This is a genomic window from Methanolobus halotolerans, from assembly GCF_004745425.1.
Lineage (GTDB): Archaea > Halobacteriota > Methanosarcinia > Methanosarcinales > Methanosarcinaceae > Methanolobus > Methanolobus halotolerans.
In genome coordinates, this window is the sequence record NZ_PGGK01000004.1 from 36,712 (window position 1) to 62,777 (window position 26,066).

Genomic DNA, 26,066 nt, shown 5'->3' on the forward strand with positions numbered 1-26,066 from the left:
AATGAAGGGGACTAAAGTAGTTCGGTTGCAAGAGGAAGTAAAGGTCAATGATCCGATCTTCCTGGTAGGACTCCCGGGCGTAGGCCATGTAGGGAAGCTGGTTGCAGAACATCTGATAGAAGAACTTGATGCCGAAAAGATCATCGAGATATACTCACATCATTTTCCACCGCAGGTTCTTGTAGATGAGAACAGCGAGATTCATGTGGTCAACAATGAAATATATGTCTGCTCTACTGGTAAGTCAGATATTGTAATACTTGTCGGAGACCATCAGAGTTCTACGGGAGAAGGGCATTATGAGCTTTGTGACCTGTATCTGGACATAGCAGAGGAATTCGGAGCACAGCGAATCTATACGCTGGGAGGTTTTCCAACCGGACAACTCACCTACTCAGAAGAGGTACTTGGAGCCGTCAACAACCCGGAGCTTACTGATGAACTTAAAAAGGCAGGTGTCGTTTTCAAAGAGAACGAACCCGGAGGAGGAATTGTTGGTGCTTCCGGCCTTATACTGGGTTTGAGCAAGTTCAGGAACATCGATGCAGCATGCCTGATGGGACTTACTTCAGGATACCTAGTTGATCCGAAAAGTGCACAGTCACTATTGAAGGTCATATGCAGTATTTTCGACATAGAGATTGACGAAGGCCCTCTTGAGGAACGTGCAAAGGAGATGGAAAAGATCGTTGCCAGGCTAAAAGAGGTAGAGCAGCAGCAACAGGGAATACCGGAAGCCATAAGGGATGAGGACCTGAGATATATAGGCTGAAGGTGTCCGATGAATGAAGATCAACGCTGACCTGCACATACATTCAAAATACTCAATGGCATGTTCCGGTAAAATGGACCTGCCGACAATAGCTGCAGAGGCAGCTAAAAAAGGCATTGATCTGGTCGCCACCGGAGACTGCACCCATCCTCAATGGATGAAGGAGATCAGAGACAATGCTATTGATAATGAGAACATCATTATTGGGAATACTAATTTTACAATCACAACTGAGATAGAGGATAAAAACCGTGTACATCACCTATTGATCCTGCCTTCAATATCAAAGGCAGAGGAATTGGCCGAGACTATGGGAAAACATGGTACCCTCTCAAAAGACGGCCGCCCCACAGTCCGCCTGGATGGTACTGAAATCGCAGAGGCTGCAAAGGACCTTGAAGCACTTATTGGCCCATGCCATGCCTTTACTCCCTGGACTGCGATGTATGCATATCACGATACACTTAAAAGCTGTTATGGTGATATGACGGATTATATTTCTTTTCTGGAACTGGGCCTGAGCGCAGACAGTGATTACGCGGACCGCATAAGTGAGCTCCACAGGCTGACATTCCTCTCGAACTCAGATGCGCATTCTCCCCATTCCAACAAACTTGCCCGCGAGTACAACCAGATGGAAGTTCCTGATATCTCATTTGAAGGCCTGAAAAAAGCGATATTTGGTGAAAATAATTATAAGGTCACACTGAATATCGGATTCTATCCACAGGAAGGAAAATACAACGAATCTGCCTGCATTAAATGTTTCACTCACTACTCACTGGAAGAGAGTGTTTCCAATAGCTGGAAATGTAGCGTGTGCGGAGGACGTATCAAAAAAGGAGTGGTGGACAGGGTGAACGAACTGGCCGACCTCCCCGAACCACAACATCCGGACCACAGGCCTCCATATCTTCACTTGATGCCGCTCTCGGAAATAATAATGATGGCACTCGGACATGCAAGCATCAATACAAAAGGAGTGCAGGATGCCTGGAACAGCCTTATTGGAAAGTTTGGAGATGAACTGCAGGTACTCCTCCATGCCGAACCCGAAAGTATGGATTTTGCAGGCAGGAAGATTGTTGACGCCATAATAGCCTTCAGAGAAAAAAAGGTGACCCTTCATCCCGGTGGAGGGGGTAAGTACGGATGGATAGAAATACCAGAAACAAATGAAATAAATGGAAAATACACCGAAAACAGGAAGAACCAGAGTTCTCTTTTTGATTTCTAATCTCGATACCTATATAATACATAAAAACTATCAAAAGCAGCAGTGCCGAGGTGGCAGAGCGGACTAATCCGATGGTGAAAAGTAGCCACGGAGTCTAAACGCGACCGGCTCGAGACCGGTTTCTCCGGGAGGAGTGCTTGGGTTCGAATCCCAACCTCGGCGTTTTATCCACAGTACAATACTTAAAACTTTCACTTCACCAAGGTAAAACTATTTTATAAATAAGCGAAGTGAAAGAGCATACCACTTTACAACATTAGTTAAAAGATTACTTTCCAAGATAATATTATACGTATTGCAGAATGCAGTTGATCGGACAAGGACTATTTTTCAAGTTTGAAAGATACCTTTTCTTGAAGGGGTGACCAGGGTCCGGGTATTGAAGTACCTGAACCAGCTAAATTCTATTGCTAAAATCTTTGATCTTGAGTTCAAAGTCCCAGATGAAAGAACACCCGGGATGGGAGCAGAGCTCCAGAATGGCGGGGATCCATGTGTATCTTTCAGGCAAGCAGATCGACAAAGCCATTTGAAGATGCATGAGATTGCGGATGAAGAGGAACTTAAGTCCAAACTTACATCCCCGGAGTACCCGCGTTGCAAGAATGTCAATGGCTCGACCTATTGTTTCTGTTCGTAGGAGGGTATAGCTTAGTATCGAAGTTGTAGTTGATGTTGAGAAGAAGCGCTCAGATATTGCCATGGCCCTGATGGAGCTTGTCGGGAAGGATCCGGAGGTGAGATATAGAGGAAGGTGATGGAGTGAACCTGTCTGGATCTTTCCAGCCTGTGAACTGTGAAGGCGCCGGCCTGGTAGGCCGGGCGTCAGGATTGAACAGGCGGTATTAATTTCAAGGCTCACATGAAATTGCAATGGCATTGAAATAATGTTTACAAACAAAAGATAGTAGCAATCCTTAGATTAAAATGCGTTCTGGTTATATGCAAATACAACATATCAGGACTTGTGAGCATTGGGGCGCTCACAAGCTATTGGGAGTGGAGTTAAAGAGAGATATTGGGGAATATCTCGGATATATAAGGAAAGAGACGCCTTAAAGCGTGGTGGTTTATCAGGCGTCTCATCCTGCCTTCTCAACTATGCGGGTTGAGTGAGTGGGGGTTGAAGGGATGTGGGGACATCCCGGATTCGTAAGGAAAGAGGCACAATAAGCGTGGTGGTTTATCGGGTGCCTAATCCTGCCTTCTTAATCTGGTCCAAAATGGTTTTTCTCGTATAAAGCTGTCTCGTAAATTAATAATTTTTCACAGCAAGAATATTATTATTAGAGTTCTGTAATTGGTGTTGACTCATTCAGATAGCATTCAAAAAAGTCTTTTGTCCACTTGAGTGTGGACTGTAGTCAGGGCGCAGAAGTAGTTTATGATTACTTTGTTCTTCGATTGTTAAAATACGCATCACTACACAATAGTCATGAATGCAAAGATATGAAATCCATTTCTCTATTTTATAGAAAAACAAATGGACCTGCATATATTTAGAAATTTCTTTGAAATCATCATTGCCTTCAACTTTCGGTTTTTCAAGCATATCTGCTGAAATGATGCAATATACATTTACTTTATTATCAATTAACTCATAAAACAGGATATTATGTTTTGCTAAAAATAATTTAGTAACTACATAAATCGAATCTGACTTACTGTTGCTTACATTCCCCCGGTTTATTTATTTTTAAAAAAAGACGACGATGTGGAATGAAATCAAGCTTGCGGGTTCCCAGCAGCCAATGTTAGTTCATAAGTATCGTCATAGTCTTAATTAAGGTAATGGTCTTCCAGAATCTTTATTTGTGGAAGCAAAGCTTGTCTTAAAGTGTCTAATGATTCAAGGATTGTTTCCATTCCTTGGCTCCATCCCTTAATAATAAGAGTACACGCTTTCTCTTGTCTGATGCAAATATTACATCAAGCAACGGTTTCTTCATTCATATCCTTCTCATCAAACAACTATAGCTTTGCTTCCATATTATAATAGATGGCACCACTATTAAAGCAAGCAGAAATAATAATGTATATAATTACTTACAGTGATAATCAATACATATCTGTAAAAATTTTTTTAAAATATTAAATATTTTGTGTGATAGAGTAAATATCATATTTGCACCTGACAAAATTATAAATAGTTGTAATTTAAATTGAATAATAATATAATTGGAGTTTTTTGATAATACATGGCATCTCAGTGCTCATACACCAGCTTTAAAAAGAATCCGCATACAAAAGAAACAATAGCTTCCCATCAAGAGAGGATCGACCGTCTTACAGATGAACTGGAAAAGAAGAAGACAGAACTGGAGATAACCCAGGAGTTCTATGAAGAAAGACTTGAGAATCTCAATGATGCTCTTTTTGCAGTGGATAACAACGGCATATTCACATATCTTAATTCTGCAGTCGAAAGCCTGACAGGATATACAAAAAAAGATGTCCTGGGGACCCCATTTACAGATTATGTTCATCCTGAAGACCTCCCCGAACTGATGGAAGAGATCAGGAAGACAATTAACGGGGCAAAAGAGCCTTACATGTTCCGTGTTATCAAGAAATCCAGAGATATCGGATATATACACACATCATCCCGTCCAATCATAAAAGATTCAGAAGTGGTTGGCATAAACGGATTGATGGTGGACATCGAGAAACTCAAACAGGTCGAATCAAACCTCAAAGAAGAGAGGAATATAGCCCAGAAATATCTGGATGTTGTAGCTGTAATCATACTTGTCATTGACAGAGAAGGGAATATCACGCTTATTAACCGGAAAGGAAGTGATATCCTCGGATTTAAGGAACATGATATTCTCTCAAAGAACTGGTTCGATATTTACTCTCCGGAGTATTCCAGGAAGGAAGAAATTGAAAACTACAGGAAAGTAATGGATAAGAAACTGGAGATCCCGGAACATTTTGAATCGTCTATCCAGATAGCAGACAAAGGAATTAGAACTTTCCAGTGGCATAACATCCTGCTAAAGGATGAGAACGGCAACATAAAAGGCCTCCTGACATCTGGTGAGGACATAACTGAAAGGAAAAAAGCTGAAAAGACCCTGATAATGGCTAAAATGATAGCCGAAAATGCAGACCGGACAAAAAGAGAATTCATATCCACCATCAGTCACGAGCTGAGAACACCCCTTAATCACATCATAGGTTACTCTGAGTTATTGCATGAAGACGAAAACAATTCACTGAGTAAAGAACAAAAGAGATACGCAGGAGTTATTACTGAAAGCGGGAACCTGTTACATAAAATGGTGAACTCCATGATAAGCCTGTGCAGGATAGAAAAAGGAACACTTGAAATTGAGAAGAGGGAATTGTCGCTTTTTGCAATGATCTGCGAGATCGAGAGCTTCATGATGCCGATAGCAAAAAAGAAAGACATTGTCCTGAACTTTACAATCAGCACCAGTACCAGAGAAATGTGGGCTGATGAAGATAAATTCAGGACGGTCCTCTACAATCTGATCCATAATGCAATAAAATTCACACCTTCTGGCGGAACTGTAGATGTCAAAGTACATTCCCCCGATATAGAAATCTTAAAGATATCCATCACTGACAATGGCATTGGCATATCAGGTGAAGAGCTGAGTAAACTATTCAAGCCATTCTGCCAGGCAGATCCGTCCCTTAATCGCAAATTCAACGGAACCGGACTGGGTCTTTACCTATCAAAAGAACTTGTGGAAATGATGGGAGGAAAAATACAAGTGGAAAGTGAACCCGGAAAAGGTAGTACCTTCAGTTTCACTGTCCCGGTTACGCCTTAATCAGAAACGGAAGATTCAGGCGTTTTTATCTTCACTGCAGTACCGTATGCAAGTAATTCTGCAGCACCTGCCATTGTCTGCGAGGTCGTGAACCTTACGTTCACGACTGCATCGGCATTCATTTTATTCGCTTCCTCGATCATCCTTAAAAGAGCTTCTTTCCTGGCCTGAGTAAGCATTTCGGAATAACCTTTAAGCTCTCCACCAATAATATTCTTCAGGCCCGCAGCAATATCACTTCCAATATGCTTTGCACGAACAGTGTTTCCAAAAACCACGCCGAGTATCTCAAGCTCCTTACCTTCTATATCATTTGTTGTTGTTACTAACATAGAATACCTTCTTTATTATGATATAATTTAATGAAAATCATTATTTTCCCGATTATCTGACACTTTCCCCAGTGTGAAGATAAAAGTGCTACCATTACCAGGTTCACTTACCGCTCTAATGGAACCACCCATACCCTCGACTATACCTCTGGTGATAGCAAGTCCGAGCCCACATCCGCCTACTTTGCGCGTGGACGTACTGTCGATCTGGTAGAATTTATCGAATATATGTTCCAGATACTCAGGATCGATGCCAATCCCGTCATCCATGACACATACCTCTACATCCTTGGCTTTCTCCTGTGCCGATACAGTGATCTTCCCACCCTCTTGAGTGAATTTAAGAGAATTGTTTAACAGATTGACAAACACCTGGACAAGCTTGTCCTTATCAGCATAGACACCCGATACCTCTTCAGGCATATCCACTTCAATCCCGATGCCTTTATCCTCAGAAAGCTTGTGAACGTTCTCAATGGAATGGTCCAGAACTTCACGAAGGTCAACACTCTCCATCTCGAACTTCATCCTGTTGGATTCGATCCGGGATATATCAAGGAGGTCGTCAACCATCCTGGCCTGTCTGTCAACATTCCTGTTTATAAGGGCAAGAATCTGTGTTCTTGTATCCTGATTGCATTTTCCTTCAAGCAGGAACTCGCTGGAAGTCTTCATTGCCGTAAGGGGAGTTTTCAACTCATGGGAAACCATGGACAGAAATTCTGTTTTCAATCTGTCCAGTTCCCTGAGTTTCAGATTTGCAGATATCAGGGAGTCGTTGGACCGCTGAAGTTCGTGAGTCTTTTTCTTCACCTCTTTTTCAAGGCTTCTGTTCCAGTTAAGCAGTATGAAATAGACCTGCGAGCTTAAAAACAGTATGAAAAGCACCGAAAGCCCGGCAACCGTAAACAACTTCACATAGACAGAAACAATGATCTTATCAACTGTGTTACCCGGGCTTGAAAGACCCAGGGACCAGTTCTTATTATACCATGTTACCGGAGAATATGAGACCAGAATATCCTGACTGCGACCGTTTGAAACCGTATCCGGATATTTACCGTTGCCTTCCAGACCATTCATCTGGGACCTCACGATATCCAGACGTTCAACCTCATAGCCTTTTATATAGTCAAGATAAACTGTGCCTTTCTCATACATGCCTGACTGATCGTATATTATCTCCCCTCTACTGTTAAGAAGATAGACAGAGTTTGAACTGTTAGAAGTTGTTTCGAACTGGCGAATTATATCCTCGTCCGAAACAATGCCGAATATCGTGCCCTTGAATTCACCTTCCTCAAACACAGGAACCCATACAAATGATCCAAAAATACCCTCCTGTGTCATTGCAGGTTCGGATATGTAAACCTCGCCCGTCTTCCTTACGTTCTCAAAGGCCCATTCATTATCGTTCTCGTGAAGGTTATAACCCAGAGGCACATTCTCCGATGGATATCCCGATACAACGGTACCATTGGCGTCAATGAATTCCAGTACGTGATATATCTCAGCCGCCTTGTATATATTCTCGAAATCCGAAATGAAAAGATCTTCTGGAACGCCCTGTTCGTTCCTGGCCATCACCTCCAGGAGCAATACCCTTTCATTAAGCAATTCCTCGAGGGAAGAAGAGACATACTGCGTAAGTATCAGTTGCTGGTTCTGATATTGGTCCTCTACAATAGACCTTACTTCATCATTGGCCCTCATCCATAAGAAAAATATAGATCCGACCAGAAGCAGCACTATCACTGCAAAGATTATAAGGTTCCATCTATTCTTTTTATCCGGCATAGGACAGGAAATGATAGTTATTGAAAAAATGAAACATTCAGAAATTACGTCTTCTGAGCACGGTCTTTATACGGGCTTTTAACTCCTTCAGATTGAAAGGTTTGGTTACATAGTCATCCGCACCAAGTTCAAGTCCCTCTACCTTATCAGCAGTTTCACCTTTCGCAGTTAACATGATAACAGGTATATGCTCACTGGAAGGATCAGATTTCAAACGCTTGCAGACTTCAAATCCGTCCATCCCCGGCATCATTATATCAAGAAGGATTATGTCGGGATTCTCAGTCCGGGCCTTTTCGATACCTTCAAAACCATCCAGAGCGACTATTACATTATATCCTTCTGCCTCGAGTGCTACCTTCAGTGCGGTCAGGGCATCTATTTCCTCATCGACTATAAGGAGTTTCTCACGGGTATCGGCAAGAACTTCTATCCTTTGCCTGATCAGGACCTCATCCAGAGCAAGTGAGCTGGCAATTTCAGCAGTAGTTATTTCAGGATTCTTTTCCATTAGCGCAAGAATCCGGGGGTCAATGTTTTCCGCATCCATGATTAATACTACCTGGACTATCAATAAATAATACCTTGATTATGCTATTAAAACCTTTCCAAAAATCAAAGAGCTTGTACTTCCATAAGACAGACTGTCCGAATAAAAGAAAGCCTTATAATCCATAACCGAATATCTTAGATAAGATGCAAATGGATGCGCTGGAAGAGATTTTTGGAAAAACCGCCCAGATGACCGTTCTGAAAAACCTGATCCTGCACCGGAACGAGTCAACATATCTTTCGGGGATCGCAGAGGAAACAGGCCTTTCACATTCCAGTGTGGCAAGAGTCATCTCTCCTCTTATAAAATGCGGTATCGTTATCGAAAAACCCCTTGGGAAACAAATACGCACATTCCGGCTCAACCTTGAGGATGAAAGAACACAATTGATACTGGAATTTTATAACAGGCTCAACAGAATGGCTAAAGATCAATAATACAGACCACCACATAGCCGATCCCGGTATTACAGTTAACGATCATACTTCTTTTTCTGATACTTCCGCATCCTTGTTCTGTGAATTTCCAAGCATCAGTACTGCAAGATGACCGGCTATTCTTGCAAGGAGGTTCATCAAATGCAAAGATATAAGTCCCACAGGTATACCAAGAACAGCGATTACCAGAGACCCACCTAAGGAATCTGCCTGGAACGTACCAAGGGATATCGTATGGAAACGATACAGCAGAGGAGACAGGACCATGCTCATTGACAGTGATATAAGGATCACCGTAACGATAAGCGACATGATCCCTGTGGGAAACTTCAGGAACAGGTAAAGCAGTGATTTCCAGGTTACAGGGTTCTTAAGTCTATTGATGCCTTTGCCAAGAAGATCAGAATCAGGATCCGGGCCGTGGGACATTGGAGATATATCTACACCCAGAAGCCATATTGCAAGCTGGCGTTCAAAGGATGCTATTTCCCACCAGGCAAGAAAGATCAGTATTAGTATAGGAAATCCCACCCATATGGCCACCAGACTGAATCCCAGTGACAGGCCGGTTACCAGGAATACAAAATAAGCAGTCCCAAGTGGAAATGTGAACAGGAGATACAGAATGTTCAGATAGGTCTGCTTCCTGAAAGCAACATTCACAAAGTTAACTATTGCACTTTTTTTGTCAAACATTATATTGTCCCTGTATACTAATATGACCGATGTTCTGTAGACAAATATTAAATTGATCGGCCACCCCGCAAGCATAAGCAGAGCTGACCGATCTTTTATCGCCCGTACTCCTGAATTCTTTTTGGCCTTCTAACAAGGAAATAAAGCAAAGCTCCAAGAAGATGGGTGAACAGAATGATGATGACCCAGATCAGTTTATCGTTGCCCTCGGACGGTTCCTTCATCGCACAATCTATAAGCATCCATACCCAGAAAACGGTCCCGATTATGCCTACCCCGAAAAATAGAAAGACCATCAAAAATGGAATTCCGATAAATAATGCATCTAACATATTGCCTCCTTAATTCATTCATACATTTTATTCATGTCTTAATGCATCCACCGGGTTCATCTTCGCAGCCTTGTTTGCAGGATATGCACCCGCAAGCAGCCCTACAACAATAGAGACTGCCACTCCGATGAAGATCATACCCAGCGGGAACACATGGGGCATACCCATGACACCGACCACAATGTAAGCACCAACAACTCCGAGCACAGTGCCAAAGATACCACCAATAAGGCCCACCATCATAGACTCTACAATAAACAGCGAGAGCACTTCATGGTTCTTATATCCAAGAGATTTCATGATACCGATCTCGTTAGTCCTCTCAGTGACTGTCACCAGCATGATATTCATGATACCGATCGAGCCGACTATCAAAGATATCAGCGCAACAGCTGTCAGAAGTGATCCGATAGCCGCTGATAACTGATCGACCTGCTCCAGTATTTCTTCCTGGTTGAAAAGGGAATATGGCTTTGCATCCGCGTTGCCGATATCCCTGTAAGGTACTCCAAGATTCCTGGCAAGCCTGCGGTCCACTTCATCAGTTACCTCGGAAATAGATTCCATGCTCTCTGCAGATGCAAAAAAACCCCAGTAGTAATCCTCCCCCATTATCTCATTCATAGTGGAAACCGGGATGAATATCCTGACATCGGATTCTATACCGCTCTGGATAAGTGATGTCTCAGGGCTGGCTATTATTCCCTTGACCTTAAAATTCTGTGTCACGGTTTCGCCATTGGCCTTTACAAAGGTCATCTCAATGGTGTTCTTCTCAGACACCGGCCTGCCGAATTTCTCATATGCAACATCACTACCCAGTACAGCCACATACTTATCCTTGTCATTGAGGAAACTGCCCGATTCCATAGGAATATTAGCCACTTCCCCATAGTCCGCTGAAACACCTTGTACTGATATCTGCCGGGTCGTGGAAAGGTATTTTACCTCGGCCACCTGCTGGCTCATGGGAGAGACACCCGTTATTCCGGGAGTGGTCTTCACAAGTTCCAGCTCGTTATCATGAAGAAGATTCGAGGTCTTGCCCTCGATTATTATGAAGTTATTTCCCACTGAACCTATCTCTTCAGTGAAGTACTGACTAAAACTCGCCCCAAGGGAGACATTAGCTATGACCGCAGCAATACCTATCACTATCCCGAGTGTTGTCAGGGCCGAGCGCATTTTTGCGCTTCCGATGCTCCCAATGGCTATCTTTATTGACTGTTTCAGGCTCAGCATAGAGTAAACTCCGTCATTTACTTATTCTGCTTCTTACGCCTGTGGAGTACCACAGCAGGAAGTCCCAAAAACAGAACTATACCGATAGCTGCCACTGCAAGGGTACCGGTGTTACCATTATCTTCCTGCACCATGTTAACTTCACGCATGTCTTCCTGGTTACTGTGGCTGTTTATTCCATTTCGGTAATCAATCTGTATATACATAGGGATAGATGAGTCACTGCTGGTGCCCCTGGCTTTGATCTGGATCGTGAAAAGCTCATCCGGCCCCATGGAACCTATATAGTACTCCTCTGGAGAGAACTCGAGATCCTCTGATATTAATCTCACACTCACGGAATTAAGAGTGTTGGGATGACTGTTAGCTACATCGAATTCGAACACACCTTCACCATTGGTGATTGTCAGCGGTTTAGACGGGATGACCTTAACAGGTGACGAATCGACCCTTACAGGTATTCTCCAGTTACTATTGTATGCGTGGGAGTTACCGACCATGGAGAGATCAAGATAGTATGTACCATCTTCAACATTCTCGTCCACTACGATATTATAGTTAAGAAAGAGAGAATCACCCGAACCGATGATACCGGAGCCTTCATAATTATCACTTGTGACACTTATACCGTCAGTTCCTCTGAGAGATGCTGACTGGACCCGCGCATTGGTATCATACTCCTTTCCGTCGATCGTAACAGTGCTGGTTGCAGCGGTATTCATGAGAGAGAGAGTCACAGTACCCCTGTCACCGGGCATGAGAACAGCAGGATCACTGGATATCTCGCCGAGCTGGATAGTACCTTTGCTATCGAAAGTGTTCGAGCCGACCCTCAGGTCTACGGTCTTCTTGAACCATGCGTCCCCGTCATCTGCCTTATATAGTACATCTATGCTGCCGGTCCCGACTCTCGCATCCTCATCCACGAAAAGCCGGTACTCGTGCACAACTGCTTTTTCGGGAGCCAGTATGCCAATAGACCTAACAGCATTCCCCTCCGAATCAAGAGACAACGGATACTCCGGTTCGATCTTAAGGGAAACGGCATCTGCACGCCCATAACCTATGTTCTCTACTTTGACCCGGACGTCCACATACTTGCCGATCTCGGCGGGATATGGGTCGTAGTCCAGCACATCTACTTTCAGAGTCGCACCGGAGCTAGCGGATACCGGCGTTAACAATGCAAATATCATCCCCAGGAAGATAAGTGAGCCCAGGGCTTTTCGAATAGTATAATTAATCTTAACCATTTCAACCGCCTCAATTATTGTCAATTCTCCCGTCTTTTATCAGGACCACTCTGTCCACGTACTTTTCCATCTCAGGATCGTGAGTGATCATAATAATGGTCCTTCCTTTTTTGTGAAGATCGGAGAAGATGTTCATTATATCTTCACTTGCCTTTGAATCAAGATTACCGGTAGGCTCGTCGGCAAGGATGAGAGAGGGGTCGTTTATCAATGACCTTGCTATTGCAACCCTCTGTCGCTGGCCCCCGGATAATTCGGTTGGCTTGTGGTGCAGCCGGTCATCAAGGCCTATGAGCCCCAGCAGGTCCTTTGCTCTTTGAGGTATATTCATACTATTCTTTGAATTGGAATATGTAGGAAAGAGAACATTCTCATAGGCACTCAAACGGGATATCAGATTGAAATTCTGGAAAACAAAACCGATCTCAAAACCACGAAGTTCTGCTAGTTCATTGTCAGATATGGTGCTGGTATCCTTTCCCATCAACCGGACACTGCCACTTGTAGGCCTGTCAAGACAGCCTATCATGTTCATCAGCGTACTCTTGCCTGAACCGGAAGGACCCATGATCGCAATGAATTCACCCTTTTTGACATTGAGGTCAATTCCATGAAGAATGGGAACTTCCATATCCCCGAGATTATAACTCTTCTTCAGGCCATGGATCGCAATGACATCCAACACATCTGAAACGTAACTATTCGAACTGTTGCCAACCATAAATATACCTCTAGTACCTTACATCTGGAAGTCAAAACCAGACTATTTTTCGACGGGTTAGACTATTAACCCAAGATACTTAAGGGTTTCTATAAATCGACAGGTTCGCCAAAAAAAGACAGAACACAGAACACATCATTCATGCCTCAGAGCTTCCACCGGATTAAGTCTGGAAGCCCTGCTGGCAGGATACACGCCTGCCACAAGCCCTACGATAAAAGATATGGTAAAACCCAGAAGTATGAGGTACGGAGGAAATACCCGGGGAATATCAAGATATGTTTCGACCACGAAAGAGCCAAGCATACCAAGCAGGGTCCCAACAATACCCCCTATTACACCTACAATTACGGATTCCAGCATAAAGAGAGTCAGGACATCCGACCTGGTAAAGCCCAGCGCTTTGAACAGTCCGATCTCTTTTGTCCTTTCGGTTACGGTTACAAGCATGATGTTCATAATACCGATCGAACCTACCAGCAGGGCGACCAGTGCGATTACAGTGATAAGTATTGTAAGTGAGTTCGAAAGTATATCCAGTTGCTCGAGGATATCCGCCTGGTTGAAAATGCGGTATGGTTTTGCATCCTCATTATCCATATCACGTGCAGATACTCCAAGGTTTCTGGCAAGTCTTCTGTCCACTTCCCCGGAAACCTCCCGAACGGATTCGGCTGTTGCGGTCTTGGCAGAAAAACCACTGTAATCCTCCACTCCGAGAAGTTCGTTCATCGTATCTATAGGGATATAGATGCTTACATCCCTGTCAGGACCACCCTGTACGAAGGTGTTGTCCCCACCCTCCAGTATTCCCTTGACCCTGAACTTACGTGTAACTGTACTGCCATCGTGCCTGCGTAAGGTGATGTCAATATAATTCTTTATGGAAACCCTTTTATCGAATTTCTCCTCAGCAACCTCATTTCCAAGAACTGCTACATATTTGTCCTTATCTGTCAGGAAATTACCTTCTTCCACAACAAGGTTGGATATGTCCCGGGTATCCTCCCCCACCCCCTGGACATCGATCTGCCGTGTAGTCGAAAGATAGGTTACCGCTGCTGTTTGCTGGTTGAAGGCAGATGCTCCTACCACACCAGGTGTGTTTCTTATTACCTCCAGTTGAGCATCATAGAAGATATTGACATCCTGGCTGTAGATTATTATAAAATTAGAACCAAGAGAACCCAGCTCATCGTTGAAGTACTGGTTAAAGCTTGCACCCAGCGAAACATTCGCAACAACTGCAGCCACGCCTATTATTATGCCCAGCGTTGTCAGGGCCGAGCGCAGTTTTGCACTCCTGATACTCCCGATCGCAATCCTCATTGCCTGCCTGATATCTATCATACAATACCTTATTCCTTTCTCAAAGCATCTACCGGATTCATGTTCGCTGCCTTGTTGGCAGGATAGACACCCGCAACCAGACCTACAATAACAGCAACTGTAAATCCGAGAACTATCTGACCTGCGGGAAAGATATTCGGCAGTTCCAGATAATCATTGACAACAAGTGCTGCCACGATACCTGCTGCTGTTCCGAGTATCCCGCCTATTAGACCTACCACCATCGATTCGATGATAAAAAGTGCAAGGATATCATTCTTTGTGTAACCCAGAGCTTTGAGAAGGCCTATCTCCCGGGTCCTTTCTGCAACAGTGACCAGCATTATGTTCATGATTCCAATGGAACCTACCAGCAATGAGATGAGTGCTACCGATGTCAGCAGGGCTGTCAATGCAGCCGAAAGCTGGTTAGTCTGTTCGAGTATCTCAAGCTGATCAAAAAGAACGTAGGGTTTCGCATCATCGTTTTCAAGATCCCTTGCAGGTACTCCCAGACTGCGTGCCAGCCGCTTGTCGATCTCATCGCCTGTCGGGCCAATAGCTTCAAAGCTTTCAGCTTTTACAAAAAAACCTCCGTAGTAATCAACTCCAAGAATCTCATTCATTATGTTGATAGGAATGAATATGCGTATCTCCGGTTCGACGCCTGTCTGGGCAAATGTCGTGTTTGGATCCTGCACTATACCTTTGACTGTGAACTTCCGGGTAACAACACCCCCATCCTCACGCCTGAAGGTGATATCGATGGGATTATTTACGGATATCTTCCTGTCGAACTTCTCGTAGGCAACTTCCGCACCAAGTACTGCCATATACTGGTCGTTGTCATCGAGGAAAGTACCTGAGTCCATCCTGAAATTTGCAACTTCAGCATAATCCGCATTGACCCCCTGGATATCTATCTGCCGCGAAGTGGAAAAATACCTTACCTGCGCCATTTGCTGGTTTATCGGAGATACACCGGCGACCCCGGGAGTGTTTCTGATAAGCTCAAGCTGGTTCTCGAAGAGAACATCCGTACTCTGACTGGTAATGACTATAAAATTAGAACCGACTGCCCCAATCTCATCATTGAAGAACTCACTGAAACTCGCACCGAGAGAAACGTTAGCAATCACTGCAGCCACCCCGATAACGATGCCCAGTGTAGTGAGGGATGACCTCAGCTTAGAACTGCCGATACTTCCCAGAGATATCCTCAGAGACTGCTTCAGACTCAGCATTAAGCCAGCACCTTATTCTTTTTCCTTCCTGCGGCGATACATCATGTATCCCGCAACTGCTATCGCAATAACTAATATGACACCGATAACAATACTTGTCCGGCTGCCCTCTTCAGCCGCGACATGCCTTAATTCACGGACACTTACAACGCTGGAATGGTCATTCGGACCATTCCTGTAATCGGCGCTTATAAAAAATTCCGTAGAAAAATCATCTGTAGCATTTGCAGCACTTACATCGAATTCTATTGTGAAGAGCTCGTCCGGATCCATCGTCCCTACGAAGTATTCGGCCGGGGAAAAATCAAAACCTTCCGCCTCAAGCTGTATACTTACCGATGAAAGCATATTGGGATGGATATTGGCCACATCGAACTCAAGGGTCCCTTCACCATCCTCTATTCTCAGTGGTGTCGAAGGGATCACCCTGATCGCAGATGAGTCCACCCTGACAGGTATCCGCCAGTTGTTATTATATACATGGGAACTTCCCACAGTCGAGAGTTGCAGATAGTATGTACCATCCTCCACCTCATCACCGACCACTATATTATATGTAAGGTTGAGAGATTCACCCGGACCTATTACCCCGTTACCGTAATAGGTATCTGTTGTCACTTCTATCCCATCGGTCCCCTCAAGCGATGCGGACTGCACGCGTGCATTTGTATCATATTCCCCCTCATCGACTGTTACTGAATTTGTAGTAGCCATGTTTACAAGTGTGATCCTCATGGTTCCACGGTCTCCGGGCATAAAGACCTCGGGTTCTATAACAGGACTACCCTGAAGCTGCACATTGCCTCTGCTGTCAAAGGTCGTGGAACCTACTCTGATGTCGAACTCTTTCTTGTACCAGGTGTTATCTGTATCCTCCTGGTACCACACCTCTATGGTCTCTATCCCTTCTATGGCATCGTTGTCCACAAAAAGACGATACTCCCTAACAGCTGCATTATCAGGTGTAAGTATACCTATGCTTTTTATTTCATTTGCGGGAGAGTCGAGGGAAAAAGGATAGTCAGGCACCATACGAACTTTAACATCGTCAGCCCTTGCATAACCGAGATTTTCGAGCTTGACCCATACCGTTACATATTCCCCGATCTCGGCAGGTATGGGCTCATAACGTAGTATCGTTACCTGCAGGTCTGCCCCTTCTGTAGCTATAGCTGGCATACTCATTAAAAGAAGAATGCTCACAAAATGGATAACGTACTTCCTGATCATTCCGGGGTTTGATAAATTCAGCATATTTCCCTCCTCATGTTGCACTGATAACCCCGTCTTTGAGATGGACCACCCGGTCAGCATACCCGGTGAGCTCAGGGTCATGAGTGATCATTATTATAGTCCTTCCTCTATTGTGGAGATCTGTAAAAATATTCATGATCTCATTGCCGGTCTTTGAATCCAGATTTCCTGTTGGCTCATCGGCAAGGATGAGAGAAGGGTCGTTTATCAAAGCCCTGGCAATTGCAACCCTCTGCTGCTGCCCCCCCGATAATTCCGTAGGCTTGTAACCGGCACGGTCCTGCAAGCCTACCAGATCAATAAGTTCCTTTGCCCTTGCACTGCCAATACCTTCCTTTTTATTGGCATATGTCGGCAATTCAACATTCTGGAGAGCACTCAGTCTCGGAACCAGGTTAAAGGTCTGGAACACAAAACCGATCTCAAATCCACGCAGCCGTGCAAGTTCAACCTCTGAAAGCCTATTGATATCCTTTCCCATCACAATGACCTGACCACAGGTGGGCCTGTCAAGACAGCCTATCATGTTCATCAGAGTACTCTTTCCTGAGCCGGAAGGACCCATGATGGCGACGAATTCGCCCTTCTTCACGGAAAGATCTATGCTTTTAAGGATAGGAACTTCCATCTCACCTACCTGATAGCTTTTACACATGTTAATAAGTTCGATCACGTGCTTGTTCTTTTCAAAGCTGTTATTCACTTCATCCATATTTTACCCCCGACCAACGGATGCAGACTAAAGCCACTCTTATACTTGCTATTGTTGTGATAAAATAAGAAATGTTTGAAACTATAAATACTTTATTTGATTTATATCCGGCTCAAATTATTAGCAAGATGCAAAACTATAAATATATTAGTGATGAAAAGTTCCGTCTATAAATCGACAAGGTTGAATATGTAAATATTATACCTGATAATGGATGTGTTAAGAATGCTGGAAGTACTTACGGACCCAAATGGGTTTTTCAAAAGAAAGAGTGAAGAAGATATAGAATTCAAAACGCCGCTAATAATAGTCACTATTTTAGCAATCGTTGGAGCGATCAGTGCTTTTATAATATCACAGAGTGTCATTGAAGCCTTACCTCCGGAAGCCTCTGCTTTCGCCGGAATCGGGGCAGCTTTCGGAGCAATTGCAGCCTTTATTATGACCTTCATCATGTGGGTGATTTATAGTGGGATTTTCTACCTGATATCCATGGTATTTAACGGAGAAGGGAGTTTCAAAAGAGTACTTGAATTCGTATCCTACGGATTTATACCTTCCATAATAAGCTCTGCAATAAGCACATACTACACCAGCAGAATATATTCCAATATTGATTGGTCGGCAGACCCGCAGGTTCTTCAGGAAGCACTGTTATCAGACCCTTCCTTGCAGATTGCAGGAATCATCGGGATACTGTTCTTACTGTGGAGTGCCAACATATGGATATTTGCAATCGTTCATTCCCGTAACCTTTCGGTAAAGGATGCGGCCATCACCGTGGGAATACCTATCTTGTTGTATGTTCTTTATAATTTATACCAATTGAGAATATTTGGTGTATGAACTTGAAAACAATCTTAAGAACAATCATCGCAGCCTGTATGATCCTGGCTGCATGTTCCTCTTTTACCCTTGCCGCCACCAGCGAAGTACGGCCAACGGTTACACTCAACTATGAGACCGAGCCGGAAGCCTTCATGCCCGGTGACACTGGCACAATTACAGTGGTCCTGCAGAACATGGCCAGTGGCGGTGTATATATCACAGAGGATGATGAAACACTGAGCATGAATGCATACATTGCCAGTGCAACCATAGGCGGGAACAATGATTTTGAAATACTGGACAATGGCTACCATAACATAGGTTTGCTTGGGCCGCAGGACACAATTAAACTGTCTTTCAATGTAAAGGCCAAAGATAGTGCTTCCATTGGGACACATTTTCTGAACCTGCAACTTGTCGGCGGGAGTAACATGTACGACCTCAATTACCGGATCCCTGTGAAGGTCGATGACAGAGACCTGAAACTGATAGTGTCCAGCCTTCCATCCACCCTGATGAACGAGGTATCTTCCGTAGGGGTTGAGGTTATTAACCGGAGGCCTAACGATGTAACCAGTGTCATTGTGAGTCCGGCAGGGGAAGGAATGATATTCACACCATCTGAATTCTTCATCGGTGCAATCCCGGCAGGCAACAGATCAACTGCAACCTTTACCCTGAATACCATGCAGTGTGACCTAGAAAGAAGTAACGTATCCTTTGCAGTGTCCTATTTCAACGGAGATAATTTTCACAATGCAGGGGAAACGACTAGAGATGTGAGGATTATAGACCAGCACTCCCTAATACTCACATCCCTTGAGACTGAAAGAACAGGTAACACATACACATTCTCAGGCGACCTAAACAATTTCGGGACCACTGACGCAAAGAATGTTATCGTATCTGTCCGAGGGTCTGAATTTATAAAACCTGTTCAGCCTTATGCAAAATACTTCATAGGCACGCTTGAAGCTGATGACTTCAGCAGTTTCGAACTTTCCGCACAGATGTTATCCGGCAATATTTCCAGCATACCCGTTCTTATAGAGTTCAGGGATCCGGACAATGACTATATTTCTATTGTAGAGAACATCGAAATAGATAGCTCAGGCTTTGTCAGCAGCAATTCAGATAACAAAAGCCCGGTTGCCCCGGGAGCAGTTGCCGGAGTATTTGCAATCGCAATTGTCGCACTGATAACGTATTCATGGAAAAAACGTAAACAACAGGAAGACGGCGTGCAGGAAGAAGATGTTGAACCTTACATTGAATAAATTGTCGGTGCTGACATGCCAAAACCTATCGTAGAACTCAGAGACGTGACAAAGATCTACACCCTTGGGAAGAACAGAATATATGCCCTGGACAAAGTGGATATCTCTATAGAAAAAGGTGATTTTGTCACGATAATGGGCTCCTCAGGTTCAGGAAAGAGTACACTTCTCAACATGATAGGCTGCCTTGACCTGCCCACAGGCGGAAAGGTCATGATCAACGGAACAGATATCTCCAGACTTGATGATAACGGACTGACATTGATCAGAAGGAATAACATCGGTTTTATATTCCAGCAGTTCAACCTTATCCAGACACTGACAGCCCTTGAAAATGTAGAAATGCCCATGATCTTCAATGGCACATCACCCAAGATGCGCAGGAAGAAGGCGCTGGAGCTTTTCAGAAGAGCGCAGCTTCCGGCGGATTATGAGCAGCATAAACCCAATGAGCTTTCAGGAGGCCAGCAGCAGAGGGTTGCAATTGCCCGGGCACTGGCAAATAACCCGCCCATACTGCTTGCCGATGAACCTACAGGCAACCTCGACTCAAAGACAGGGCACAGCGTAATGGAACTTTTGCAGGAACTCAACATTGCAGGCACAACCGTCATCGTGGTAACGCACGACCCCAGGCTGGAAGAATTCTCCAATACCACGATCAGACTGCAGGACGGGGTGATATGCAGTGAAACTTGCTAATCCTCTGAAAAATAATATGTATGCCGAACTTGCCAAAAGGAACTTAAAAAGGCAATCCATCCGAACTATACTTGCCGCCATAGGCATAATCATAGGCGTTATAGCAATATCTTCCATGGGGATCCTGGGTAACACAATGAAATTATCTGTTACGGATTCATTTGCGGATATCGGTGACAAGCTCATGGTATATCCCGCACCGGGAGAGGGCTCGATAACCGAAAGGCAGATCGACCAGATCAGAAAAGTAGCCGGTATTGACAAGATAATCCCACTCAATTCCCATGGAGAAAGAGTTGAATACAAGAATGAGGAGACCTTTGGTTCGGTCTATGACATTGAAAAGGACGGACTTGAGGAACTGGCAGAACTGGAGCAGGGGCGGTATTTCAAATCGGGCTCCACGGATTGTGTCCTCGGTTCAGGTATAGCTGATAAACTGGATATTACCGTAGGCAGTAAAATAGTAATAGGCGATTCAAAGCTGAGGGTAGTCGGCATCCTTAAAGAGAGAGGACTTGGCTTTGACATCGATACGGACAGTGGTATATTCACATCCCCGGAAATGTATGGGAAACTCTACCCGGATGACGAAAAGGGTTATGATTCGGCAATAATAACAGTCAAAGATATAAATGAGCTGGAAACTGTCCAGAAGGACATCGAAAACAGGATTAATAAGAAAGATGAACTTATCACAATCTTTGCCACCAATCTCATTACCGAAAGTATCGACGGTGTTTTTGATGCGATCTCCCTCTTCCTGATAGGCATCGGCTCGATATCCCTGCTGGTAGCAGGTGTAAGTATACTTAATGTAATGCTCATGTCCACCATGGAACGTACCAGAGAAATAGGAGTGATGAAAGCGGTAGGCGCATCCCGTAGAGATATACTCACGATGTTCCTGCTGGAAGCACTCTTCCTGGGTGTTGCAGCAAGCCTCATAGGTGGTTTGCTGACACTGGGAGGCAGCTATATGATCATCTCATTCATAATGGATGATGCTGCCTACCTGCTGAAGTTCTCCAATATTATCTATATTCTGGAAGGAGTGTTCTTCGGGATTGCTACAAGCCTGCTAGGTGGCATGTATCCTGCCTGGAAGGCTTCCCGGATGAGACCCCTGGATGCGCTCAGATATGAGTGAACAGGATGCCGGAGATAAGTTTGTTTTCCGGCATATGGATTGATATAAATACTATCACTGAATAAATTTGATTCAACTTATGGGAGCCTCAAAATGCTTAAGATCAAATTTGCCTTCCTGATACTCTTTTCACTAATGCTTGCTCTCACCGGCAACTCACTGGCAGCAGACTGCCCGGAAGATACAGGAATAACTGTCACTGAATTCTATTCCGATATCGAGAGCGGCGATCTGACGGTGTATTCCGCAACTGAGATGGAAGGACTGGAAATTGAACTGTTGCTGGAGCATGAAGATGAGATACTTGATCAAAGGACCCTCGAGATCAGGAGAGTGGTTCCCGGTTCTGATATCATCAAGGTCTTCGAGTGGGAGACGGACAGTAAGGATGACGGCAGGTATCAGGCAGATGTCCGTATACTCAAAGACGATTGTCTGTTGTATGCAGGTAACTACTCATTCGTACATGGCAGGCCGGTCATACCCAGAATAAAAGTCAACGATATAATAGCCAACTCACAGGGGTCCAGCCTTATGTTAACTCCTGTGCAGCCAGTCATAGTTGATATCACCTATATGCTGGTGGACGGTTCCGACGTGATATACACCAACGACCAGGAAAGAATTGCCTTGAGCACAATGCCACTGGAACTGCGCGAACAGTGGGATACTCTTCTGGAAAATGACAAACAGTACAAAGGGCGGGTAAAGGTCAGAATGTACAAACCCTCCGATACAATTACTGTTATGCAGGGATTTACAGCAAAAGATGATGTCTTTATCAGTGATACCTACAAGGATGCGATAGGTGCAAGTGCGACAATAGAAGGAAGGTCTCAGGTACCCTTCAGCGGTGCCGTCAGGTTCACGGTCCTGGAAAACGATGGCAATGGAAATATTGTTGAGACTGTTACCAGGAAATCACCGGTACTTCTCAGCGGTGATGACGAGACCGTGGAAAATATCTGGGAACAGAGGCTCAACAAAGGAGTATACAGATTGATCATAGAAGTGATCGGCAACGATGGAGACATACTTGCCGTCAGAGAAACCATCATTGAAGCAGAAGCTCCCCGGAATGTGACAAATACAAGCACTGATACAGATGATTCGTCCAATGCAACCCCCGGATTCCCAGGGACCCACTCTATTATCATACTTATTTCAGCCGTTCTTATAATAAGGTTGAATAGCAAGCGATAGGTATACCGATGCGCTACGAACTGTTCATCGCGATCCGCCATATAAAAGCACGAAAACGGCAGACCATACTCTCAGTTGCAGCTATAGGGATAGCGGTCATGATACTTCTGGTCTCACAGGCTTTTATGGCAGGTTTCACCGGAGAGCTGTATGACAAGACTGTATCCAATCTTCCCCACGTGGTGGTGTCACCTCAGGAAGGAGAGGATTACATCCACCTGTATCAGAATATTGTCACGAAGACCAATAACATCGAAAGTGTAGTGGCATCATCCCCTTACCTGATAGGTGAAGCTTCCTTCGAATTCAGGGACAACACCAGAAATGCGGCGCTCAAAGGTGTTATTCCCTCCGATGAAGATGCGGTTGCCCATGTCCGACAGGAGGTGGTCACGGGTAGCTTTGAAGAACTTGCCTATTCCAGTAATACAATCATGATCGGAGATGATCTTGCCGATGACCTGGAGATTGAACTCGGGGACACAGTAAGAGTATCTTTCCCCAATGCCAATCCGCTGTCCCTGGAAGTTATAGCCATATTTGATACCGGTACTCCAGAGGATGAAAGCCTGACATACACATCCCTTGAAACTGCACAACGTTTCTTTGACACTGCCAACGTTATCAATGGCATATCCCTGAGACTCGAGGATTTCAATAATGACAGACAGGTGGCATCTATTATACAGAATGAGGGATATGAGGCAAGCGGCTGGACCGAGAACAACCCTGAGATACTGAGGACAATCGCTATAGAAAGGACATCCAACAATATCACACTGGGATTTATCCTGCTTATAGCATCATTCGGAGTGGTCAGTACACTCAACATGGTTGTTATGAGTAAGATCAAAGAGATCGGTATCCTCATGGCAATGGGTGCCAAAAGGTCCAGTATAGGAATGATCTTTTTGATGGAAAGCGGCATACTGGGACTTGCAGGCGCTGTAGTGGGAGCCCTTGCGGGAACGGTCATAGCACTTTCCGTAGGCAGCTATCCGCTTCCCGAGGGGACTTTCGGAGAGATAACTTCCATACCGGTCCTGGTAAGGCCTCTCGATGTGATTACCATAATCGTTGTCGTTTTCCTGCTGAACCTCATCGCAGGCATATACCCTGCCCGACATGCGGCAAGTTTTGACCCTGTAACTGCGATATCTGCAAAGTGAAGAACTCAGATCATAATATCATTCAGGATCTTGAACATAGTTTGATGCCGGAAATTCAATGCCTTCAAATCTACACTTTGATATTTTCCTTTTGAATAAAAGGTACAAAAAGAATTTGAACAATGCATACAGGCGGAAATAAAAAGAAAAAAGAATGACAGGAAAGTGGCCTTCAATATAGACAATATACTTGTTGTCCTGCACAGAATCATCGACAAACCTCACGATGCCATCAAAGTGAAACCTCTCGATAACTGTATCTTTACGCATGCGCGGACCTATGACCACAACATCGATTTCCATACCGTCTTCACTTAAACTCCCATCAACAAAGCCATAATTAAAAAGCGTAGGTATCGGAGAGAAGAACTCTGTTTTGAATTGTGATCCTACTTTGCGGTATTTCAGAAAACTGTATTTGGGAGTCTCAATCACAATTCTCATGTGATCATATTGGTAAAACTAATACAAAAAACCAGTATGGTAATTGCATAGGAGGTGCGAACGGGAAAGAAGGGTTGAATGCACAGGTTGGTGACATTGGTTTGTGTGGAGAGGTACAAGAAAACCCGTTCGCAATTGCACAAACGACTCTATCGGATATATACCTTTCGCCTTTATACGAACAAAATACCCGGGTGAAAGCCCTTTAAAAGCATTAGAAAATATGGCTCTGTAGAAAACCTATCAAAATCAACACCAATGGACTAAAATAGATAATTAGCACACACTATTGTGCAATACATTTCAAATTATTCTATACTTAAATCACTGACCAAATATCGAGGATTTCTACAGATCCGAAAATATCATTCGCTCTCGATGGCTTCAACCGGGTCGAGCCTGGCGGCACGCCTTGCCGGATAGACAGCTGCAATAATATTGATCAGGAATGAGAATACGATCGCATAGACAAAGTTAGCCAGATCCACCTTGAGTGGCAGAGTTGTCAGTCCGAAATACATCTCGCTTGGCAGGTCGATCTCATAGGATGAAAGCAGGATTATGCCTGCATATCCCAGAACACATCCCACCAAAACACCTATGGTCCCCAGTATCAGTGATTCCAGCAGGAAGATCGCGGTTATGTGCTTCTTTGAAGTTCCCATGGCCATTAGCATTCCAATCTCTTTTTTCTTGTCCATCACAACAGTAATAAGAGTATTCGCAACACCAAAACCTGCGATCATATATATTAGTCCATAGAATATCCACACGAACACCTGCTGGGTATTGAGCAGTTCAAGTATCTCACTGTTAGCCTCGATCCAGCTCACAGCATCAAGACCGGTCTCTGACTCTACAGACTGCGCAATCATTTCTGCCTGATATGGGTCCTGTACACGCACATTTATCCTGCTTGCGACCCCGCTCTCACCAAAAAGATCCCGGACAGTATCAAAACGTGCATAGGCAGTGTTCTCATCAGCAGGTGTACCACTATTGAATATTCCCACTACCCTGAATGATCTGGATCCGGCTGTCGGGATAACCGCATCCACACTGTCCCCTACAACAACATCGAGGTCTTCAGCGAGATTATCACCGAGCACAATACCATTGTTTGTTCGTGATAGTTCAAACAATCTCCCGGACACAATGTCATCTTCAATGTTGACAACAGCATTCTCCGCTTCAGGGTCAATACCGAAGAGATCCACACCTTCTGCATTGTCTTTATACTGTAAGGCAACCTGCCCCGAAAAAACAGGAGACACTGCCAGAACACCTTCTTTATTACGCAGCTGTTCGGAAAAATGGTTATAGAAGTGAATGTATTCCTGATCATCTTCCATGGGACTTACAACTATGTGAGGAGAATTCTCCACCGTCGTTGTTACCAGTTCTTCCGTGAACCCTGACATCATGGACATCAGGACGACAATTACCCCTATGGCCAGAGCTACAGCAAAAATAGCAAAAAAGGTAAGTCTTTTACGCGCACTGATGTGCCTGAGGGCAATTTGCAGTTCGTACATCCATATGTCCCTGAATCTGTTAATGTTAGTTGGCGTGACCACTT

Annotated in this window: 25 protein-coding genes and 1 tRNA gene; 12 read left to right on the forward strand and 14 right to left on the reverse strand. The window is 44.3% G+C overall.

Annotated elements, in window-relative coordinates; all coding sequences use genetic code 11:
* Position 1: 1 nt before the first annotated feature.
* The 5 genes from CUN85_RS04750 to CUN85_RS04770 all read left to right on the forward strand — a co-directional run bounded on the left by CUN85_RS04750 (position 2) and on the right by CUN85_RS04770 (position 5,812).
* Positions 2 to 772 carry a proteasome assembly chaperone family protein gene (locus tag CUN85_RS04750; protein WP_135389191.1) on the forward strand — a complete coding sequence of 257 codons (771 nt, stop codon included), beginning with the start codon at positions 2 to 4 and terminating at the stop codon, positions 770 to 772.
* Between the two features lie 13 nt (positions 773 to 785).
* Positions 786 to 2,009 (forward strand): TIGR00375 family protein, encoded by a 1,224-nt coding sequence (locus CUN85_RS04755; protein ID WP_135389192.1) that lies wholly within the window; start codon positions 786 to 788, stop codon positions 2,007 to 2,009.
* A gap of 44 nt (positions 2,010 to 2,053) precedes the next feature.
* Positions 2,054 to 2,171 (forward strand) — tRNA-Ser (locus CUN85_RS12945).
* Between the two features lie 217 nt (positions 2,172 to 2,388).
* Complete coding sequence (locus CUN85_RS04760; RefSeq protein ID WP_135389193.1) at positions 2,389 to 2,649, forward strand: hypothetical protein; 261 nt, start codon at positions 2,389 to 2,391, stop codon at positions 2,647 to 2,649.
* A 1,558-nt stretch (positions 2,650 to 4,207) separates the two neighbouring features.
* Complete coding sequence (locus CUN85_RS04770; RefSeq protein WP_135389194.1) at positions 4,208 to 5,812, forward strand: PAS domain-containing sensor histidine kinase; 1,605 nt, start codon at positions 4,208 to 4,210, stop codon at positions 5,810 to 5,812.
* Here CUN85_RS04770 and CUN85_RS04775 read toward each other — a convergent pair.
* The 3 genes from CUN85_RS04775 to CUN85_RS04785 are packed head-to-tail and all read right to left on the reverse strand — an operon-like array spanning position 5,809 to position 8,491.
* Entirely contained in the window at positions 5,809 to 6,144 is a 336-nt protein-coding gene (locus CUN85_RS04775; RefSeq protein ID WP_135389195.1) for a YbjQ family protein, read from the reverse strand. The two genes, CUN85_RS04770 and CUN85_RS04775, sit on opposite strands and share 4 nt — an antisense overlap.
* A 27-nt stretch (positions 6,145 to 6,171) precedes the next feature.
* On the reverse strand, positions 6,172 to 7,941 hold the full coding sequence (locus tag CUN85_RS04780; RefSeq protein WP_135389196.1) for a sensor histidine kinase: 1,770 nt from the start codon (positions 7,939 to 7,941) through the stop codon (positions 6,172 to 6,174).
* Between the two features lie 37 nt (positions 7,942 to 7,978).
* Complete coding sequence (locus tag CUN85_RS04785) at positions 7,979 to 8,491, reverse strand: response regulator transcription factor (RefSeq protein ID WP_135389197.1); 513 nt, start codon at positions 8,489 to 8,491, stop codon at positions 7,979 to 7,981.
* 152 nt (positions 8,492 to 8,643) lie between these two features.
* Here CUN85_RS04785 and CUN85_RS04790 point away from each other — a divergent pair, with 152 nt between their 5' ends.
* Positions 8,644 to 8,931, forward strand: coding sequence for a MarR family transcriptional regulator (locus tag CUN85_RS04790; protein ID WP_135389370.1), 288 nt, complete (start codon positions 8,644 to 8,646; stop codon positions 8,929 to 8,931).
* 42 nt (positions 8,932 to 8,973) lie between these two features.
* Here CUN85_RS04790 and CUN85_RS04795 read toward each other — a convergent pair whose 3' ends face one another.
* The 9 genes from CUN85_RS04795 to CUN85_RS04835 form a co-directional block, all read right to left on the reverse strand.
* Positions 8,974 to 9,627: a sensor domain-containing protein gene (locus CUN85_RS04795; protein WP_167848793.1), complete on the reverse strand. Its 654-nt coding sequence runs from the start codon at positions 9,625 to 9,627 to the stop codon at positions 8,974 to 8,976.
* Between the two features lie 95 nt (positions 9,628 to 9,722).
* Complete coding sequence (locus CUN85_RS04800) at positions 9,723 to 9,959, reverse strand: PLDc N-terminal domain-containing protein (RefSeq protein ID WP_135389199.1); 237 nt, start codon at positions 9,957 to 9,959, stop codon at positions 9,723 to 9,725.
* 27 nt (positions 9,960 to 9,986) lie between these two features.
* Entirely contained in the window at positions 9,987 to 11,201 is a 1,215-nt protein-coding gene (locus tag CUN85_RS04805; protein ID WP_135389200.1) for an ABC transporter permease, read from the reverse strand.
* A 17-nt stretch (positions 11,202 to 11,218) separates the two neighbouring features.
* Positions 11,219 to 12,454, reverse strand: a complete 1,236-nt coding sequence (locus tag CUN85_RS04810; RefSeq protein ID WP_135389201.1) for a COG1361 S-layer family protein — start codon at positions 12,452 to 12,454, stop codon at positions 11,219 to 11,221.
* A gap of 10 nt (positions 12,455 to 12,464) precedes the next feature.
* On the reverse strand, positions 12,465 to 13,175 hold the full coding sequence (locus CUN85_RS04815; protein WP_135389202.1) for an ABC transporter ATP-binding protein: 711 nt from the start codon (positions 13,173 to 13,175) through the stop codon (positions 12,465 to 12,467).
* Positions 13,176 to 13,310: 135 nt separating this feature from the next.
* The gene (locus tag CUN85_RS04820) at positions 13,311 to 14,525 is read right to left on the reverse strand and encodes an ABC transporter permease (RefSeq protein WP_135389203.1); all 1,215 of its coding nucleotides are present in this window, start codon (positions 14,523 to 14,525) and stop codon (positions 13,311 to 13,313) included.
* A gap of 8 nt (positions 14,526 to 14,533) precedes the next feature.
* A complete protein-coding gene (locus tag CUN85_RS04825; protein ID WP_135389204.1) occupies positions 14,534 to 15,748 on the reverse strand; it encodes an ABC transporter permease in 1,215 nt (404 codons plus the stop codon).
* A gap of 12 nt (positions 15,749 to 15,760) precedes the next feature.
* The gene (locus tag CUN85_RS04830; RefSeq protein WP_135389205.1) at positions 15,761 to 17,002 is read right to left on the reverse strand and encodes a COG1361 S-layer family protein; all 1,242 of its coding nucleotides are present in this window, start codon (positions 17,000 to 17,002) and stop codon (positions 15,761 to 15,763) included.
* Positions 17,003 to 17,012: 10 nt separating this feature from the next.
* On the reverse strand, positions 17,013 to 17,714 hold the full coding sequence (locus tag CUN85_RS04835) for an ABC transporter ATP-binding protein (RefSeq protein ID WP_135389206.1): 702 nt from the start codon (positions 17,712 to 17,714) through the stop codon (positions 17,013 to 17,015).
* 210 nt (positions 17,715 to 17,924) lie between these two features.
* On the opposite strand from CUN85_RS04835, the gene CUN85_RS04840 reads away from it, so the two are divergent.
* From CUN85_RS04840 to CUN85_RS04865, 6 genes are all read left to right on the forward strand, one after another.
* Entirely contained in the window at positions 17,925 to 18,560 is a 636-nt protein-coding gene (locus CUN85_RS04840; protein WP_235856200.1) for a YIP1 family protein, read from the forward strand.
* Entirely contained in the window at positions 18,557 to 19,819 is a 1,263-nt protein-coding gene (locus tag CUN85_RS04845) for a COG1361 S-layer family protein (protein ID WP_135389208.1), read from the forward strand. Before CUN85_RS04840 ends, CUN85_RS04845 begins: the two co-directional genes overlap by 4 nt.
* A 15-nt stretch (positions 19,820 to 19,834) precedes the next feature.
* A complete protein-coding gene (locus tag CUN85_RS04850; RefSeq protein ID WP_135389209.1) occupies positions 19,835 to 20,521 on the forward strand; it encodes an ABC transporter ATP-binding protein in 687 nt (228 codons plus the stop codon).
* Positions 20,508 to 21,671 carry an ABC transporter permease gene (locus CUN85_RS04855; RefSeq protein ID WP_135389210.1) on the forward strand — a complete coding sequence of 388 codons (1,164 nt, stop codon included), beginning with the start codon at positions 20,508 to 20,510 and terminating at the stop codon, positions 21,669 to 21,671. Before CUN85_RS04850 ends, CUN85_RS04855 begins: the two co-directional genes overlap by 14 nt.
* A 93-nt stretch (positions 21,672 to 21,764) precedes the next feature.
* Positions 21,765 to 22,874, forward strand: a complete 1,110-nt coding sequence (locus CUN85_RS04860) for a hypothetical protein (protein WP_135389211.1) — start codon at positions 21,765 to 21,767, stop codon at positions 22,872 to 22,874.
* Between the two features lie 8 nt (positions 22,875 to 22,882).
* Positions 22,883 to 24,043 (forward strand): ABC transporter permease, encoded by a 1,161-nt coding sequence (locus CUN85_RS04865; RefSeq protein WP_135389212.1) that lies wholly within the window; start codon positions 22,883 to 22,885, stop codon positions 24,041 to 24,043.
* A gap of 18 nt (positions 24,044 to 24,061) precedes the next feature.
* Here the strand turns inward: CUN85_RS04865 and CUN85_RS04870 are convergent, their stop codons facing one another.
* Positions 24,062 to 24,487, reverse strand: a complete 426-nt coding sequence (locus tag CUN85_RS04870) for an inorganic diphosphatase (RefSeq protein WP_135389213.1) — start codon at positions 24,485 to 24,487, stop codon at positions 24,062 to 24,064.
* A gap of 365 nt (positions 24,488 to 24,852) precedes the next feature.
* A complete protein-coding gene (locus CUN85_RS04875; RefSeq protein WP_135389214.1) occupies positions 24,853 to 26,022 on the reverse strand; it encodes an ABC transporter permease in 1,170 nt (389 codons plus the stop codon).
* Positions 26,023 to 26,066 lie beyond the last annotated feature (44 nt).

What these genes read in the sequence shown, in the direction of transcription:
- CUN85_RS04750 (WP_135389191.1), top strand. Translation starts at nt 2, where the DNA reads ATGAAGGGGACTAAAGTAGTTCGGTTGCAAGAGGAAGTAAAGGTCAAT.
- CUN85_RS04820 (WP_135389203.1), bottom strand. Translation starts at nt 14,525, where the DNA reads ATGATAGATATCAGGCAGGCAATGAGGATTGCGATCGGGAGTATCAGG.
- CUN85_RS04780 (WP_135389196.1), bottom strand. Translation starts at nt 7,941, where the DNA reads ATGCCGGATAAAAAGAATAGATGGAACCTTATAATCTTTGCAGTGATA.
- CUN85_RS04860 (WP_135389211.1), top strand. Translation starts at nt 21,765, where the DNA reads ATGCTTAAGATCAAATTTGCCTTCCTGATACTCTTTTCACTAATGCTT.
- CUN85_RS04775 (WP_135389195.1), bottom strand. Translation starts at nt 6,144, where the DNA reads ATGTTAGTAACAACAACAAATGATATAGAAGGTAAGGAGCTTGAGATA.
- CUN85_RS04825 (WP_135389204.1), bottom strand. Translation starts at nt 15,748, where the DNA reads ATGCTGAGTCTGAAGCAGTCTCTGAGGATATCTCTGGGAAGTATCGGC.
- CUN85_RS04805 (WP_135389200.1), bottom strand. Translation starts at nt 11,201, where the DNA reads ATGCTGAGCCTGAAACAGTCAATAAAGATAGCCATTGGGAGCATCGGA.
- CUN85_RS04800 (WP_135389199.1), bottom strand. Translation starts at nt 9,959, where the DNA reads ATGTTAGATGCATTATTTATCGGAATTCCATTTTTGATGGTCTTTCTA.
- CUN85_RS04755 (WP_135389192.1), top strand. Translation starts at nt 786, where the DNA reads ATGAAGATCAACGCTGACCTGCACATACATTCAAAATACTCAATGGCA.
- CUN85_RS04845 (WP_135389208.1), top strand. Translation starts at nt 18,557, where the DNA reads ATGAACTTGAAAACAATCTTAAGAACAATCATCGCAGCCTGTATGATC.
- CUN85_RS04875 (WP_135389214.1), bottom strand. Translation starts at nt 26,022, where the DNA reads ATGTACGAACTGCAAATTGCCCTCAGGCACATCAGTGCGCGTAAAAGA.
- CUN85_RS04815 (WP_135389202.1), bottom strand. Translation starts at nt 13,175, where the DNA reads ATGGTTGGCAACAGTTCGAATAGTTACGTTTCAGATGTGTTGGATGTC.
- CUN85_RS04870 (WP_135389213.1), bottom strand. Translation starts at nt 24,487, where the DNA reads ATGAGAATTGTGATTGAGACTCCCAAATACAGTTTTCTGAAATACCGC.
- CUN85_RS04785 (WP_135389197.1), bottom strand. Translation starts at nt 8,491, where the DNA reads ATGGATGCGGAAAACATTGACCCCCGGATTCTTGCGCTAATGGAAAAG.
- CUN85_RS04795 (WP_167848793.1), bottom strand. Translation starts at nt 9,627, where the DNA reads ATGTTTGACAAAAAAAGTGCAATAGTTAACTTTGTGAATGTTGCTTTC.
- CUN85_RS04810 (WP_135389201.1), bottom strand. Translation starts at nt 12,454, where the DNA reads ATGGTTAAGATTAATTATACTATTCGAAAAGCCCTGGGCTCACTTATC.
- CUN85_RS04770 (WP_135389194.1), top strand. Translation starts at nt 4,208, where the DNA reads ATGGCATCTCAGTGCTCATACACCAGCTTTAAAAAGAATCCGCATACA.
- CUN85_RS04835 (WP_135389206.1), bottom strand. Translation starts at nt 17,714, where the DNA reads ATGGATGAAGTGAATAACAGCTTTGAAAAGAACAAGCACGTGATCGAA.
- CUN85_RS04850 (WP_135389209.1), top strand. Translation starts at nt 19,835, where the DNA reads ATGCCAAAACCTATCGTAGAACTCAGAGACGTGACAAAGATCTACACC.
- CUN85_RS04840 (WP_235856200.1), top strand. Translation starts at nt 17,925, where the DNA reads ATGGATGTGTTAAGAATGCTGGAAGTACTTACGGACCCAAATGGGTTT.
- CUN85_RS04865 (WP_135389212.1), top strand. Translation starts at nt 22,883, where the DNA reads ATGCGCTACGAACTGTTCATCGCGATCCGCCATATAAAAGCACGAAAA.
- CUN85_RS04790 (WP_135389370.1), top strand. Translation starts at nt 8,644, where the DNA reads ATGGATGCGCTGGAAGAGATTTTTGGAAAAACCGCCCAGATGACCGTT.
- CUN85_RS04830 (WP_135389205.1), bottom strand. Translation starts at nt 17,002, where the DNA reads ATGCTGAATTTATCAAACCCCGGAATGATCAGGAAGTACGTTATCCAT.